The organism is Pseudoxanthomonas beigongshangi, from assembly GCF_016820515.1.
Lineage (GTDB): Bacteria > Pseudomonadota > Gammaproteobacteria > Xanthomonadales > Xanthomonadaceae > Pseudoxanthomonas_A > Pseudoxanthomonas_A beigongshangi.
The window spans coordinates 134,576-148,829 of the sequence record NZ_JADHDV010000003.1 but is presented as its reverse complement, the minus strand read 5'-3'; the positions used below and the strand labels follow the sequence as shown (position 1 = coordinate 148,829).

Genomic DNA, 14,254 nt, shown 5'->3' with positions numbered 1-14,254 from the left:
CAGGCGGACTCAGCCGTGGCGGGACACGACCACGGCCTCGCGGCCGGCCATGTCCATCACCACCGCGGTCGGGATGCCGTGATGCTCGTACAAGGTCGCGGCCAGCAGCCGGGCGCTGTCGCGGGCGTCGTTCAGGGTCTGGAACCGGGAACGGCCATGCTCGCCCTCATAGAGCTGCCAGCCGTCGTTGGCGGCGGCGATGGTGAACAGAAGACGGGGCATTGGAACCTCCGGAAACCAGCAGACGCGCGTCCTGCGCGGTTGCATAGCCTGCCCGGAGGCGAGGCGTTGCACATTCAGCGGATTCCGCTACGTGCTGTAGGAAAAAACCTACCCCGCCCCGCCGGCCGGCCCCGGGACCGTCACTTCAGCAGGGGGGCCAGCACCGTCCAGACGTGGTCGCGGATCTTCGGCTGCGCCGCCGCCACCGGATGCAGGTTGTCGGCCTGGAAGTTGGCGCGGTCGCGGGCGACGGGTTCCAGCAGGAACGGCAGCAGCGGCAGCTTGTACTGGTCCGCCAGCGCCTTGAAGTTGGCTTCGAAACCGCGCGTGTAGTCGGGGCCGTAGTTGGGCGGGATGCGCATCCCGATCAGCATCACCCGCGCGCCGGATTTGCGCGCCGCCTGGATCATCCTGTCCAGGTTGGCGCGGGTCTGCGCCAGCGACAGGCCGCGCAGGCCGTCATTGGCACCCAGTTCGATCACCACGATGGCCGGGCGATGGCGCTGCAGTTCGGCGGCGATGCGCGAGGCGCCACCGGCGGTGGTTTCGCCGCTGATGCTGGCGTTGACCACCCGCCAGCCCGGCCGGGTGCGCTTGACCTGTTCGGCGGTGAGCGCGACCCAGCCTTGCGCGGCGGACAGGCCATAGGCGGCGGAAAGCGAATCGCCCATCACCAGGACGGTGCGTGGCGCGGCGGCGGCCGGCGCCTGCGCGGCCAGCGGCAGCGCCAGCAGCGACGCCAATAGCAGCAGGGCGGTACTCATGGCACATTGCAGGCGGGTCCGGGCGGCCCCATACCGGATGTTCTTAAAGAACATTTAATCCGTGCTCCCAATGATGGAGGGGCATCAGCATAGAGATGATCATGGCCGATTCCACCGCACCCCGTACTTCCGTGACAGACGCGCTTCAGGTAAGCGGCCTGGGCAAGCGCGTGGGATTGCCAGGCGGCGATCTGACCATCCTGGAGGACGTGGGTTTCCGCGTTCCGCGCGGCGCCACGGTCGCGATCGTCGGCGCTTCGGGGTCGGGCAAGAGCACGCTGCTGTCACTGCTGGCGGGCCTGGATACGCCCTCGGGCGGCACGGTGGTGCTGGAAGGCGAACCGCTGTCGTCGCTGGACGAGGATGGTCGCGCGCGGGTGCGCGGCGAGAAGGTCGGCTTCGTGTTCCAGAGTTTCCAGTTGCTGCCTTCGCTGACCGCGCTGGAAAACGTGATGCTGCCGCTGGAACTGCGCGGCGATGCCGACGTCGAGGCGTCGGCGCGACAGATTCTGGAGAAGGTGGGGTTGGGCCAGCGCCTGGGTCACTACCCGCGCCAGCTCTCCGGCGGCGAGCAGCAGCGCGTGGCGCTGGCGCGCGCGTTCGTCACCCGGCCATCGCTGCTGTTCGCCGACGAACCCACCGGCAACCTCGATACCCACACCGGGCAGGCGATCATCGAACTGCTGTTCGCACTGAATGCGGAAGCCGGCACCACGTTGGTGCTGGTCACCCATGACGAACATCTCGCCGCGCGCTGCGGCCGCCACCTGCGGCTGGACAGCGGTCGCTTGATCGCGGACAGCGCCGCATGAGAACGCTGAAGATGGCCTGGCGCCAGCTGCGCCGGGATCTGGCCGCGGGCGACATCCGCATCCTGTTCGCCGCGCTGGTGTTGGCGGTGGTGGCGGTGACCGCGGTGGGTTTCGTCACCGATCGCGCCGAACGCGCGTTGGCCATCGAGGCCAACCGGTTGCTGGGTGGCGACGCGGTGGTGCGCGGTGACGCGCCGATCAGCGAGGAACTGCGCGGCGCCGCGAGTGGCGCGGGCCTGCGGCAGACCGAGACCCTGGAATTCCAGAGCATGATCCGCGCCGGCGAGGATCTGAAGCTGGGCGAGCTGCGCGCGCTCGGCGAAGGCTTCCCGCTGCGTGGCAGTTTCCGCATCATCGACGCGCGGGGCGAACACGATGCGCGCGGCATTCCCGCCCCTGGCACCTTGTGGATGACCCAGGCGGGCGCCGACACCCTCGGTGCCCGCGAAGGCGATCTCATCGGCATCGGCAACATCCAGCTGCGGCTGGCCGCCCGCGTGGTGCAAGAACCGGACGCCGCGCTCGATTATTTCAACGTCGCGCCACGGGTGTTCCTCAACATCGCCGACGTTCCGGCGACCGGGCTGGTGCAGGAAGGCAGCCGTCTCCGTTACCGGCTGGTGGTCGCGGGCGATGCCGGCGGCGTCGAACGCTTCACCGCCGCCGCGCGCACCCAACTGGCGCGCGGGCAGCGGCTGGAAACCATCCAGGATGCGCGACCGGAGATCCGCTCCGCGCTGGACCGCGCCGGCCGCTTCCTCGGCCTGGCCGCGCTGGTGTCGGTGGTGCTGGCCGCAGTCGCGGTGGCGATGGCCGCGCGCCGCCACAGCGAGCGCCACCTGTCCGGCACCGCGGTGATGCGCTGCCTGGGTGCCAGCCAGCGCACGCTGGTCGGCGTGCACGTGGGCGAATTGCTGCTGCTGGGACTGATTGCCTGCACGGTCGGCGTGGCGATCGCTTTCGGCCTGCAATGGGCGATCGGCGGTTGGCTGGAGCGCACGCTGGAGATATCGATACCGCCGGCGGGCCTGCTGCCGGCCTGGCAGGGCTACGGCGTCGGCCTGATCGTGCTGCTGGCTTTTGGCGCGCCGCCGGTGCTGGCGCTGCGGCGGGTGCCGGCGCTGCGGGTGCTGCGCCGGGATCTGGATCCGACCGAACCCAGCGCGTGGCTGGTGGCGCTGGCCGGTTTCATCGGACTGGGCGCGCTGCTGTGGTGGAAGGCCGGTTCGGCCACGCTGGGCACCGCGATGCTGATCGGCATCCTTGCCACGCTGGCGGTTCTCGCGGTGCTGGCGTGGGCGCTGATCCTGATCGTGCGGCGGGTACGCGGACGCCTGCGCGGCAGCCTGCGCTACGGCCTGGCCAACGTCAGCCGGCGCGCGGGCACCAGCATCGCCCAGATCTCCGCGCTCGGCCTGGGCCTGATGGCGCTGCTGCTGCTGACCTTCGTGCGCACCGACCTGCTGGATCGCTGGCAGATGGCGCTGGCGGCGGATGCGCCCAACCGTTTCATCATCAACGTGCAGCAGGATCAGGTCGCGCCGGTGCGGGATTTCCTGCGCGCGCAGGGACTGGGTGAAACCACGCTGTACCCGATGATCCGGGGCAGGCTGATTGAGCTCAACGGCAAACCCGCGAGCGGCGACGACTATGCCGAAGCCGACGAGCGCACCCGCCGGCGTGCCGACCGCGAGTTCAACCTGTCGGTGGCCGATCGCTTGCGCGACGACAACGTGGTGACGGCCGGCAAGTTCTGGACCGGCGTGCCGGCTTCGCCCGAACTGTCGGTGGAGGAGGACTTCGCCGAATCGCTGGGTTGGAAGATTGGCGACAGGGTCACCTTCGACATCGCCGGTCAAAGCTTCGAAGGGCGCATCACCAGCCTGCGCAGCGTGGACTGGGAGAGCTTCCGGCCCAATTTCTTCGTGCTCGCATCGCCGCGTTCGCTGGATGGCTACTCGGCCAGCTACATCACCGCGGTCAGCGTGCCGCCGGCGCAGACGCGCTTCACCCGCAATCTGGTCACGGCATTCCCGAACCTGTCGGTGATCGATGTCGATGCGGTGCTCAAGCAGGTCCGCAGCACCGCCGACCAGGTCTCGACGGTCGTGCAGGTGGTGTTCTGGTTCTCGTTGGCCGCGGGCGTGCTGGTACTGCTGGCGGCGATCAGCGCCAGCCAGGACGAGCGCCTGCTGGAAGGCGGGGTGATGCGGGTGCTCGGCGGCAGCCGCCGCCAGCTGAGGCTGGCGCAGGCGTCCGAATTCGCCGCCATCGGCCTGCTGTCGGGGCTGGTCGCGGCCATCGCGGCCTCGGTGCTGGCCGGCGTCATCGCCACCCAGGTGTTCGAACTGCCCTGGCGCACCAACTGGCAACTGGCGGCGTTGGGGGGCGGCATCGGACTGCTGGCCGCGTTGGCGGCCGGCATGTTCGCCACGCGGCGCGTGCTCGACGCGCCGCCCTCGGTCACCCTGCGCGAACTGCAGAACTGATGCGGATGCGCGGCGCTAGTGGACGGTGCCGCCGTCGTGATCGACGCCCGAGAGTTCCGGTGGCTTGATCGGTTGCGCGTCGAACCGGCGCGCATAGGCGCGTTCCTCGATGATCCGGGCGATCTCCTCATCGGCCAGGTCCGGCGCGCCATAGACCGCGAAACCGATGCTGCCGTCGTCGCGCTCGCCAACGTACTGCAGCCGGTAGCGCGGCTGGCCCGCGCCGGTGTTTTCCGGGTAGTGGACCGGCGGACGCCCCTCGTCCAGGTCCATTTCCTTGTTGTCGATGACACCGCCGACGAACATGGCTCGCATGGCCTTCACCTCGCTGTGCTGGGGGAATGCCGAGCATGACAGGCGAAACGTTCGGCGCCGATCAAGCCAATGTTCCGAGAATGCGAAGAGCCCGCGAAGGCCCGGACTGACAGCCAAAAAAAGGGGCGAGCCGTGGCTCACCCCTTGATGCAGACCACCTGGCGCAAGGTGTGGACCACCTCGACCAGATCGGTCTGCGCGGCCATCACCGCGTCGATGGACTTGTAGGCGGCCGGCGATTCGTCGATGACGCCCTCGTCCTTACGGCACTCGACGTGCGCGGTCGCCTCGCGGTGTTGCGCCAGCGTGATCCGCTGACGCGCGGCGGTACGGCTCATGACACGACCGGCACCGTGGCTGCAGCTGTGGAAACTGTCCGCGTTGCCCTTGCCACGCACGATGTAGCTGCGCGTGCCCATGCTGCCCGGGATGATGCCCAGCTCGCCTTCACGCGCGCTGACGGCGCCCTTTCGGGTCACCAGCAGTTCCTGCCCGCCGTGCGTTTCCTTCTGCACGTAGTTGTGGTGGCAGTTCACCGCCAGCATCTCCAACTGGAACTTCGGCAGGCGGTGGCGCATTTCCGCCAGCACCCGCGCCATCATCGCCTCGCGGTTGTGGCGCGCGTAGTCCTGCGCCCACGACACCGCTTCCACATAGTCATCGAACAGCGGCTCGCCTTGCATGAAGAAGGCAAGATCCTTGTCCGGCAGATGGAACCCGAGCACGCGGTGCGCCAGCGCCTCGCGGGCACGCTCGATGAAGTAGGTGCCGATGAGGTTGCCGGTGCCACGCGAGCCGCTGTGCAGCATCACCCACACCGCATCGGCCTCGTCGAGGCAGATTTCGATGAAGTGGTTGCCGCCACCCAGCGTTCCCAACTGGTTGTCGAGCTTGTCGGTGCGGATCCTGCGGTGCTTCTGCTTGATCACGTCCAGGCGCTGGGCCAGGCCTGATTCCGCCACACGGCTGGCGACGCTGTCCGGCAGGCGGTGGTGTTCACCGCCACGCCCGTTGCCGACCGGCACGCTGCGCTCGATGGAATTGCGCAACTGCGCCAGGCTGTCAGGCAGATCGCTGGCGCGCAGCGTGGTCCGCACCGCGGCCATGCCGCAGCCGATGTCCACGCCGACCGCCGCCGGGATGATTGCCCCGCGGGTCGGGACGACCGAACCCACGGTCGCGCCCTTGCCCAGGTGCACGTCCGGCATCACCGCCACCCACGGCCCGACGAACGGGATGGATGCGATGTTGCGCAATTGCGCATGCGCCTCGGCTTCCAGCGGCACACCGCGCACCCAGCCCTTGATCGGCGTGGTGCTGCCCTCGGCATGCAGCAATTCAAAGTTTGAAGTATTCATGATCTCTTCCTTGAAGAATGAAACGCCCTCTCCGGTGAATGGGAAGGGACTAGCCCTTCTCTCCGTGTACGGAAAGGACCGATGTAATGAAAAGCCCCTTTCCCCCCGTGCGGGGGAAGGTTGGGATGGGGGCGAACGAAGACAGTGGGTATCCATCGAGCAGGCATCACAACGCTCGATGCTTGCCTCGTTCAACCGGCATCACCTGCTTCGGTTTTCCCCCACCCCAGCCCTCCCCCGCGCGCGGGGGAGGGAGCCTGTAGTGCGGCCCTTTCCCCGTGCGCGGAACAGGAACTGCAAGGTGAAANAATTCAAAGTTTGAAGTATTCATGATCTCTTCCTTGAAGAATGAAACGCCCTCTCCGGTGAATGGGAAGGGACTAGCCCTTCTCTCCGTGTACGGAAAGGACCGATGTAATGAAAAGCCCCTTTCCCCCCGTGCGGGGGAAGGTTGGGATGGGGGCGAACGAAGACAGTGGGTATCCATCGAGCAGGCATCACAACGCTCGATGCTTGCCTCGTTCAACCGGCATCACCTGCTTCGGTTTTCCCCCACCCCAGCCCTCCCCCGCGCGCGGGGGAGGGAGCCTGTAGTGCGGATCCTTCCCCGTGCGCGGAACAGGAGCTGCAAGGTGAAAGCCCCTTCCCCCGCGTGCGGGGGAAGGTTGGGATGGGGGCGAACGAAGACACCAGGTATCCATCGAGCAGGCATCACAACGCTCGATGCTTGCCTCGCTCAACCGACATCACCTGCTCCGGCTTTCCCCCCCAACCCTCCCCCGCAAGCGGGGGAGGAGCCGGCGTTGCCCTTCTTTTCCCATGCTTGGAGAAGGAGTCGAATGGTGAAACCCCCTCCCCGCTTGCGAGGGGAGGGAGCCGTGCTGCTACTGCTTCAAACTGACCAGCTGCTTCATGACGCCATCCAGGCCGCCGAACACGGTCAGCTTGTCGATCTTCTCCGTGATCTTCTCCAACGCCTCGAGCTCCTTGAGGCGCATCAACACCGAGCTGTCCTCGATCAGCTTGGCCGTGTTGAGCAACGAACGGGTCGCGTTCGCCTCCTCGCGGCGGCGGATCACGTTGGCCTGGGCCGACTTCTCGGCCTGGACCACGCTGTTGAGGATGTCCTTCATCTCGCCCGGCAGGATCACGTCCTTGACGCCCACGCCGAGCACCTCGATGCCCAGCCCGGTCATCTGGCCGCGCACGTGGGCGAAGATGTCGGCGTCCAGCGACGCCTTGTCGCCCAGCAGTTCGTCCAGCGTCTTGGCGGAAACCGCCTTGCGCAGGCCGTACTGCAGCTCACGGTAGACGTGATCGCCGATCTTCGCCACCTTGGTGCGCGCGGCCACCACGTCGACGACGCGGGTGCTCGCGGCCAGGTTCACGCGCAGGGACACCTTGTCGCGGGTCAGCAGTTCCTGGCCCGAGACCTCGACCGCCTGCACGCGCAAGTCGACGATGTCCACGACCACGTTCTTCTGGAAATTCCAGAAGGCGTAGGCGCCCGGCGCCAGCGTCTTCGACAGCTTGCCGTCGACGAACACCAGGCCGGTGAACTCGGCAGGCACGTCGGCGACCACGGCCACCTTCGACAATGCGCCGAGCTGGCGCAGACGACGGGCCACGGCGGCATCGACTTCCGGCAGGCCGTCCAGCGCGACCTTGCGCACGTCCACCCGCACCAGGCCCTTCCAGTACAGCTTGCGGCCGCCCGGCAGGATGACGTCTTCCAGCTTGCCGTTCTTCGATACCAGGCCGACTTCCTGCTCGCCGATGTCGGCCAGGGTGAAGTACGGCGCCAGCATGTCCATGCGCGCGATCAGCACGTCGGCATCGTTGCCGGCGTACTCCGGCCGCGCGATGGCGTGCACGGTGATGCCCAGTTCGCCGCGTGGGTCGAAGAACTTGTGGACGCCCGGCTCGAGCACACGCTCGAGCTGACGGTTGCGATACACCAGGCCGCGCTCGCCGTCACCGATCACGACCTTCTTGGTCCAGAACATGGCACATGTCTCCTTATGTGGTTGTTGGCTCTGGTGGTCCGTTCCCGGATGGCTGTTTCCGCACGGGGGAACGGTTGCCGTGCCGAAGTGTTGACGACGCCGCGCGATGCGGCGCCATCTGAAAAAGGCGGAAACGCCCGTGGACGCGACCGGAGCGGGAGTCCGGCGCTGCCGGCGGAGATTCCGTCACCGATGCGCGGCCGGCATCCTGCCGTCAGCCATCGATGGGGAACGTCCGCCGCCAGGGCTCGGTTCCGGCACCGGCCCCGCTGCGTCGTGCGTCTCCACGCATTCCCTTGCATGGTTCGGCACGCCGCACCGGGCGTGTCCTGGAAGGGACTTGCGTCCCGATGTCATGACGTGACAGGTCATGTGTTGGAGCGGGAATCGAACCCGCGACTCTCGGTATCAAACCGATGCTCTAACCATACTGAGCTATCCAGTGGTGACGTCCCGGAATCGAACCGGTGTAGTCGGCGTTTCCGCCGATGCCTGACCCCTCGGCCATCGTCAAGTGGAACACCCGTTCCCACGTTTCGGCATACGCCACGGCAGCGCCGCACGCACCGGACGGGACACAAGCCCGTACCGCTGAGACGTGTTCGAAGATGTTCCGCATTGCCGGCTGTCGCCAACCGGCAATCCGTGCGGGCGCATGGCGCCCATTTCGTTGTTCCATCCGAACGCCGCTCGCGTCGGAGCATCACCACGCAGCGCACATGCGCCGGTTGCAGCCGCGCCCCTGCCTCGGGGCGCGCAGGCGCGCTACCCGGATGCTCCAGGGCGGAAACCAGAAGTTTCCCTGTCGGATGGAACGAAACCTGCTCGATGCATGCGCATCCTCCGCGAACGCCAAAAACAAAACGCCCCCGGGACTTGCGACCCGAGGGCGTTCGCGTGCCTCGGGAGATCGGGGTGGCCGATCTCCCAGGGAGTCAGCCGTGATTAGTGATCCAGGTACCGCGCGCCTTCGACGCCACGCAACAGGACGCACGCGTCCGCGCCGTGGCAGGGCCACAGGGCAAACAGGTTCGTGTTGGCGGGAAGGCGGGTCATGGAAATCGGTTCGGTGAAAAAACAGCCACGAGGGCGAAGGCCGCGCACGATACGCCGGTTGTTTTGAAGATGCAACACTTTTTTAACGTCTATTTTCTTCCGGTCGACCGACGGCGCGATCGATCACGCCTGCGGTCACGCCGGCGATGGCCTTGGGCGCGGGTAGAATCGCCGCGTTCGTTTCGACTTGATGACGCCTACGTGTCCCACGCCAATTCCGATCCCGCGCTCGACGCGCTGTTGTTGCCCTTCCAGCAGGGCGATCTCCGTTGGCCGGAAGGGCCCGTGTTGTTCCTGCGCGCGCGTGACGGCTGGGCCCTGCGGCAATTCCCGTTGGACAGGCTGGTCTGTGAACAGAGCTTCAAGCCCGCCGCGGATGGTTTGATGCGTGCGGGCCTGGAGGTGGTCGAGGAAGCATCGTCCCACGCGCCCGCCGAAGGCTATGCACTGGTGCTGGTGTTGCCGCCGCGCCAGCGCGAGGAAGCGCGGGCGCTGTTCGCCAAGGCGTTGTCGCTCGCCGCGCCGGGTGGGGTGATCGCGGCGAGCATGCCGAACGATGAAGGCGCCAAGGCGGGCGAGGGTGATCTCAAGCGCATCGCACCGCTGTCCGGCATGCTCAGCAAGTATCACTGCCGGGTGTTCTGGACGCATGCGCCCGCGCGCGATGAAGCATTGGTGGCCGAATGGCTGCGGCTGGACGCGCCGCGTCCGATCCTGGGAGGACGATTCGTCAGTCGCCCCGGCGTGTTCGCCTGGGACCGCATCGATGCCGCCTCCGCGCTGCTTGTGGAACACCTGCCAACAGATCTGGCCGGACACGGCGCGGATCTGGGCGCGGGCTACGGCTATCTCTCGTCGGAAGTGCTGAGGCGCTGTCCGGGTGTCACTGCATTGGACCTGTACGAGGCCGAAGCGCGCGCGCTGGCGCTGGCGCGGGAGAACCTGCGGGACGCTTCCGCCGCGTTGTCGTTCCATTGGCACGATGTGACCGCGGGCGTGTCCGCACAATACGACTTCATCGTCATGAATCCGCCTTTCCATGCGCAGGGTCGGGGCGACCGTCCCGACATCGGCCGGCGTTTCATCGAAGTGGCGGCAGGCGCGCTGAAGCCGCGTGGGCGGTTGTGGCTGGTCGCCAATCGCCACCTGCCGTACGAGTCGGCGCTCGGCAGCGGCTTCGCGCAGGTCCGCACGGTCGCCGAACGGGGAGGCTTCAAGGTGATCGAGGCGGTGAAGGCGGGCCGCGCATGAAGATCGTCAAGCACATCGCCAATCTCGGCTACGGCAGCCGCAAGCAGGTCGCGCTGATGTTCCGCGAAGGCCGCGTCACCGATGGCGCGGGCGAGGTGCTGTATGCCGACGATCCGGTCGACCACGACAGCATCCGCGTCGACGGCGAACCGCTGGATCCCGCGCCGGGCCTGGCGCTGATGCTGCACAAGCCGGTGGGCTACACCTGTTCGACCAAGGACGCCGGTCGCCTGATCTACGACCTGCTGCCGCCGCGCTTCCGCCTGCGTTCGCCGGTGCTGTCCTCGGTGGGACGGCTGGATCGCGATACGTCAGGCCTGTTGCTGATGACCGACGATGGCGCCCTGCTGCACCGGATCATCTCGCCGAAATCGAACCTCCCGAAAGTCTACGAGGCCACGCTGGCCCACGACCTGCGCGGCGACGAGGCGGCCCTGTTCGCCAGCGGCGAACTGATGCTTGAATCCGAAACCACGCCGCTGGCACCGGCCGCGCTGGAAGTGATCGACCCGCGACACGCCCGCCTGAGTCTGACCGAGGGCCGCTACCACCAGGTCCGCCGCATGTTCGCCGCCGTCGGCAACCACGTCGAAACCCTGCATCGCAGCCGCATCGGCGGATTGGCCCTGCGCGACCTGCCGGCAGGCCAGTGGCGTGCACTGGACGGCGCGGATATCGCAACGCTTTTCGCGAACGCCGGATAGGTCGTTGTGGGAGCGACGTAAGTCGCGAATCAGGAAATCCCCACAACCGGACGCGCTTTTGCCCGATGGCATGGACGTGCGCTGATACGGATGCTGGACATCCACGGAAGAAGGACGGCCATGGATGGCTATTCGAAACTGAGGCGGGGCCGGCTTTCATTGCCCGGACAGATCTATCTGGTGACGTTCACGACAGCGTCCAGGCATTCACTATTCCAGGATTCCGCAGCCGCGCGCTGTGTCTGTCGCGCAATCACGGACCCGCGTCTCTGGTATCAATCCCGTCTGCTTGCCTGGGTCCTGATGCCTGATCACTGGCATGGCCTGATTGAGGTGGGCGGCTTGGACCATCTTTCGATGCTGGTGCAGCGACTGAAGACCAACAGCGCACGCAGGCTTCGCATGGAGCATCCAATGATTGCCCGCGTATGGGAGAAAGGGTTTCATGACCGCGCGCTACGCGGCGAGGCCACGCTGAAACCCGCTGCCCGTTACCTGGTCGGGAATCCGTTGCGGGCGGGCTTGGCCGAACAGATCGGCGACTACCCTTACTGGAACAGCATCTGGTTGTAGCCGGCCTTCCCGTTGCCGTCATTGTGGGAGCGACGTAAGTCGCGAACCCTGAAACTTTCCGCGCATCGCGACTCACGTCGCTCCCACAAGGTATTCGTACTTGCGGTCAATCCGCGAGCAGCTTGCGCCAGCCTTCGTGACCCAGGCGGTCCAGGGTCTGGATGTTGCGTTCGACGATCACGTCGGGATCGGGGAAGGCGGCGACCGCGCGCTCCACGCTGTCCTCGCGCAGCAGGTGCAGGGTGGGATAGGGCGAGCGGTTGGTGTAGTGGCTGATGTCGTCGGGCGCGGCGCCGGCGAACTGGTAGTCGGGATGGAAGCTGGCGACCTGCAGGATGCCCTGCAGGTCCAGGGCCTCGACCGCCGCGTCGGCGTTGTCGAGGAAATCGTTGTAATCCAGGAAGTCGGTCAGGACATCCGGATGGATGATCAGGGTAGTGTCGATCTGCGCAGGCTCGGTGTCGCGAAGCAGCACCAGTTCCTCGGCCAGTTGTTCCAGCAGGGCTTCCGGCGTGGTGGCATCGCTCAGCACGAAACGTACCTGTTCCTTGACGTAGACCGCCTTGGCGAACGGGCACAGGTTCAGGCCGATGACCGCGCGCTCGATCCAGCGACGGGTCGCAGCGACGGGATCCGGCGCGGAATCGCCTGCGCCGGGCAGCACGGAATCAGTCACGGAAGTTCTCGAACTGCAACGGCAGCTCGAGTTCGGTCTTCTTGAGCAGGGCAATGACGTCCTGCAGATCGTCGCGCTTCTTGCCGGTGACGCGCAGCTTGTCGCCGTTGATCTGGGTTTCGACCTTGATCTTGGCTTCCTTGATGGTCGCGGCGATCTTCTTGGCCAGCTTCTGTTCGATGCCCTGCTTGACGGTGACCTTCTGCTTGGCCTGCGCCAGGTTGGTCTCGACGTCGCCGAACTCCAGGCAGCGGGTGTCGATGCTGCGGGCGATCAGGCGCGCGCGCAGGATGTCGGTCATCTGCTTGACCTGGAAATCGCTGGGCGCGGTCTGGGTGATGGTGTTCTCTTCCAGCAGGAACTTCGCGTCCACGCCCTTGAAGTCGAAGCGGTTGGAAAGCTCGCGGTTGGCCTGGTCGACCGCGTTGGTGAGTTCGTGCTGGTTGACTTCGGAAACGACGTCGAAGGAGGGCATGGCGGGCGGAAACATGGATTCGGGGGTGGGCCATTCTAATCCATGGGCGGGCGCGCTCCCGTGACGCCATAATGCGGCATGCGCCGACATCCCCATTCCGCCGCCATCGTCCTGATGCTGCTGGCCGTGCTCCTGTTCGCCCTGATGGATGCCGGGCTGAAGCTGCTGTCGGCGAAGTATCCGCCGCTGCAGGTGGCCGCGTTGCGCGGGTTGTCGTCGTTGCCGTTCGTGCTGGCGTGGGCGCTGTTGACCGTCCCGCCCGGCAGCCTGCTGCGCATCCACTGGCCGCTGCACCTGCTGCGCGGTGCGCTCGGCGTGGCGATGATGGCCGGTTTCGTCTATGGCCTGCGCGGCATGCCGCTGTCCACGGCCTATGCCATCACGTTCGTCGCGCCGCTGCTGGTGACCGCGATGGCCGGGCCGCTGCTGAGGGAGCGGGTTGGCCTGGGGCGCTGGCTTGCGATCGCGGTCGGCCTGCTGGGCGTGCTGGTCATCCTGCGTCCCACTGGCGAAGGCATGATGACCGCCGGCGGGCTGGCCGTGCTGGTGGCGGCAATCTGCTACGCCGCCGGCGCGATCACCGTGCGCCTGTTGGCGCAGCGGGACAGCACCCAGTCGATGGTGGTCTGGTTCATGGCCCTGCTGTCGGTCGCGGCGCTCGCGCTGGCCTGGCCCGGATGGAAGCCACTGCAGGCGGCGGACGGGTGGATCATCGCCGGCATCGGAGTCGCCGGTTCGCTGGCGCAGGTCGCGTTGACCGAGGCGTTCCGGCGCGGCGAGGCCTCGCTGATCGCGCCGCTGGAGTACACCGCGCTGATCTGGGGCGTGGTGCTGGACGTGGCGCTGTGGGGCGTGTTGCCGGACGGCGTCACCTGGATCGGTGCCGGGATCATCGTCGCCAGCGGTTTCTATCTGCTGCGCCGCGAGCCCGCGCATGCCGAGGCGGAGCATCCCTGAGGTGCCCTGGCTGCTGCTCCTGCCGCTGGGACTGATGCTGCTGCTCGCACTGTGGCTGATCCTGTTTCCCTGGTCGTTGTGGCAGCGCTACCACCGCGGCAAGGCAACCCGGCGCGTCTGGCCGTGGCAGGTGCGTTTGAATCTGGGGCTGTTGTGGGTGGGGCTTGTCGTGTTCCTGTTGCTCAGCGCCATCTTCCAGATCTGGTGGCCGCATCAGTTGTCGCAGGCCGTGCTGGGGCTGGGGGCCGGCATCGGGCTGGGCGCGCTGGGCGTCGCCACGAGTCGCTTCGAATGGCGCGAGGCGGGCCTGTTTCATACGCCCAATCCCTGGCTGGTCCTGCTGTTGACCCTGCTGGTGGCCGGACGGATCCTGCTGGGGCTGGTCCAGATCTTCCAGCAGGGCCTGGCATGGTCGCGTGATCAGGTGCTGGCCGGTGATCTGCATGCGGGCCTGACCGGATTGGCGGGTTTGCTGCTGGGCTATGCGCTTGCGAGCACCTGGGGCCTGCATCGGCGACTGCGGCGCTTGCGCCGTTGAGTGTCGGGTCATGAAAACGAAGGGCCCCGATGTCGGGGCCCTTCGCTGTTCCAGGGGC

Annotated in this window: 14 protein-coding genes and 1 tRNA gene; 7 read left to right on the top strand and 8 right to left on the bottom strand. The window is 66.8% G+C overall.

Annotation, left to right across the window (positions count from 1 at the left end):
* Positions 1-9 precede the first annotated feature (9 nt).
* A complete protein-coding gene (locus IQ458_RS03355) occupies positions 10-222 on the bottom strand; it encodes a hypothetical protein (protein WP_183640708.1) in 213 nt (70 codons plus the stop codon).
* A 140-nt stretch (positions 223-362) separates the two neighbouring features.
* Complete coding sequence (locus IQ458_RS03350; RefSeq protein WP_192199074.1) at positions 363-986, bottom strand: arylesterase; 624 nt, start codon at positions 984-986, stop codon at positions 363-365.
* A gap of 131 nt (positions 987-1,117) precedes the next feature.
* On the opposite strand from IQ458_RS03350, the gene IQ458_RS03345 reads away from it, so the two are divergent.
* Both IQ458_RS03345 and IQ458_RS03340 read left to right on the top strand, forming a co-directional pair.
* A complete protein-coding gene (locus IQ458_RS03345; protein WP_318288313.1) occupies positions 1,118-1,798 on the top strand; it encodes an ABC transporter ATP-binding protein in 681 nt (226 codons plus the stop codon).
* On the top strand, positions 1,795-4,287 hold the full coding sequence (locus IQ458_RS03340; protein WP_203321905.1) for an ABC transporter permease: 2,493 nt from the start codon (positions 1,795-1,797) through the stop codon (positions 4,285-4,287). Before IQ458_RS03345 ends, IQ458_RS03340 begins: the two co-directional genes overlap by 4 nt.
* A gap of 15 nt (positions 4,288-4,302) precedes the next feature.
* On the opposite strand, the gene IQ458_RS03335 is transcribed toward IQ458_RS03340, so the two are convergent.
* The 4 genes from IQ458_RS03335 to IQ458_RS03320 all read right to left on the bottom strand — a co-directional run bounded on the left by IQ458_RS03335 (position 4,303) and on the right by IQ458_RS03320 (position 8,407).
* Positions 4,303-4,602 carry a hypothetical protein gene (locus IQ458_RS03335; protein WP_203321904.1) on the bottom strand — a complete coding sequence of 100 codons (300 nt, stop codon included), beginning with the start codon at positions 4,600-4,602 and terminating at the stop codon, positions 4,303-4,305.
* Between the two features lie 137 nt (positions 4,603-4,739).
* A complete protein-coding gene (locus tag IQ458_RS03330) occupies positions 4,740-5,960 on the bottom strand; it encodes an RtcB family protein (protein ID WP_203321903.1) in 1,221 nt (406 codons plus the stop codon).
* Positions 5,961-6,844: 884 nt separating this feature from the next.
* Positions 6,845-7,966 carry a slipin family protein gene (locus tag IQ458_RS03325; protein ID WP_203321902.1) on the bottom strand — a complete coding sequence of 374 codons (1,122 nt, stop codon included), beginning with the start codon at positions 7,964-7,966 and terminating at the stop codon, positions 6,845-6,847.
* Positions 7,967-8,342: 376 nt separating this feature from the next.
* A tRNA-Ser gene (locus IQ458_RS03320) sits at positions 8,343-8,407 on the bottom strand.
* An 816-nt stretch (positions 8,408-9,223) separates the two neighbouring features.
* Here IQ458_RS03320 and IQ458_RS03315 point away from each other — a divergent pair.
* The 3 genes from IQ458_RS03315 (at position 9,224) to IQ458_RS03305 (ending at position 11,550) form a co-directional block, all read left to right on the top strand.
* Complete coding sequence (locus tag IQ458_RS03315; protein WP_328805063.1) at positions 9,224-10,273, top strand: class I SAM-dependent methyltransferase; 1,050 nt, start codon at positions 9,224-9,226, stop codon at positions 10,271-10,273.
* On the top strand, positions 10,270-10,977 hold the full coding sequence (locus IQ458_RS03310) for a pseudouridine synthase (protein WP_203321900.1): 708 nt from the start codon (positions 10,270-10,272) through the stop codon (positions 10,975-10,977). The genes IQ458_RS03315 and IQ458_RS03310 overlap by 4 nt, the downstream gene beginning before the upstream one ends.
* A 120-nt stretch (positions 10,978-11,097) precedes the next feature.
* Positions 11,098-11,550, top strand: coding sequence for an REP-associated tyrosine transposase (locus IQ458_RS03305; protein WP_235996602.1), 453 nt, complete (start codon positions 11,098-11,100; stop codon positions 11,548-11,550).
* A gap of 106 nt (positions 11,551-11,656) precedes the next feature.
* Here the strand turns inward: IQ458_RS03305 and IQ458_RS03300 are convergent, their stop codons facing one another.
* Positions 11,657-12,226 carry a DUF1415 domain-containing protein gene (locus IQ458_RS03300; RefSeq protein ID WP_328805062.1) on the bottom strand — a complete coding sequence of 190 codons (570 nt, stop codon included), beginning with the start codon at positions 12,224-12,226 and terminating at the stop codon, positions 11,657-11,659.
* Positions 12,219-12,701 carry a YajQ family cyclic di-GMP-binding protein gene (locus tag IQ458_RS03295; RefSeq protein ID WP_141454342.1) on the bottom strand — a complete coding sequence of 161 codons (483 nt, stop codon included), beginning with the start codon at positions 12,699-12,701 and terminating at the stop codon, positions 12,219-12,221. The genes IQ458_RS03300 and IQ458_RS03295 overlap by 8 nt, the downstream gene beginning before the upstream one ends.
* 78 nt (positions 12,702-12,779) lie before the next feature.
* Here IQ458_RS03295 and IQ458_RS03290 point away from each other — a divergent pair, with 78 nt between their 5' ends.
* Both IQ458_RS03290 and IQ458_RS03285 read left to right on the top strand, forming a co-directional pair.
* Positions 12,780-13,658, top strand: a complete 879-nt coding sequence (locus tag IQ458_RS03290) for a DMT family transporter (protein WP_183640729.1) — start codon at positions 12,780-12,782, stop codon at positions 13,656-13,658.
* Position 13,659: 1 nt separating this feature from the next.
* Positions 13,660-14,196 (top strand): CcdC protein domain-containing protein, encoded by a 537-nt coding sequence (locus IQ458_RS03285; protein ID WP_203321899.1) that lies wholly within the window; start codon positions 13,660-13,662, stop codon positions 14,194-14,196.
* The last annotated feature ends 58 nt before the right edge of the window (positions 14,197-14,254 follow it).

Bases quoted from the DNA above. Each gene is read 5' to 3' on its own strand.
- IQ458_RS03355 (WP_183640708.1), bottom strand. From the start codon at position 222: ATGCCCCGTCTTCTGTTCACCATCGCCGCCGCCAACGACGGCTGGCAG.
- IQ458_RS03350 (WP_192199074.1), bottom strand. From the start codon at position 986: ATGAGTACCGCCCTGCTGCTATTGGCGTCGCTGCTGGCGCTGCCGCTG.
- IQ458_RS03325 (WP_203321902.1), bottom strand. From the start codon at position 7,966: ATGTTCTGGACCAAGAAGGTCGTGATCGGTGACGGCGAGCGCGGCCTG.
- IQ458_RS03335 (WP_203321904.1), bottom strand. From the start codon at position 4,602: ATGCGAGCCATGTTCGTCGGCGGTGTCATCGACAACAAGGAAATGGAC.
- IQ458_RS03340 (WP_203321905.1), top strand. From the start codon at position 1,795: ATGAGAACGCTGAAGATGGCCTGGCGCCAGCTGCGCCGGGATCTGGCC.
- IQ458_RS03295 (WP_141454342.1), bottom strand. From the start codon at position 12,701: ATGCCCTCCTTCGACGTCGTTTCCGAAGTCAACCAGCACGAACTCACC.
- IQ458_RS03290 (WP_183640729.1), top strand. From the start codon at position 12,780: ATGCGCCGACATCCCCATTCCGCCGCCATCGTCCTGATGCTGCTGGCC.
- IQ458_RS03310 (WP_203321900.1), top strand. From the start codon at position 10,270: ATGAAGATCGTCAAGCACATCGCCAATCTCGGCTACGGCAGCCGCAAG.
- IQ458_RS03305 (WP_235996602.1), top strand. From the start codon at position 11,098: ATGGATGGCTATTCGAAACTGAGGCGGGGCCGGCTTTCATTGCCCGGA.
- IQ458_RS03330 (WP_203321903.1), bottom strand. From the start codon at position 5,960: ATGAATACTTCAAACTTTGAATTGCTGCATGCCGAGGGCAGCACCACG.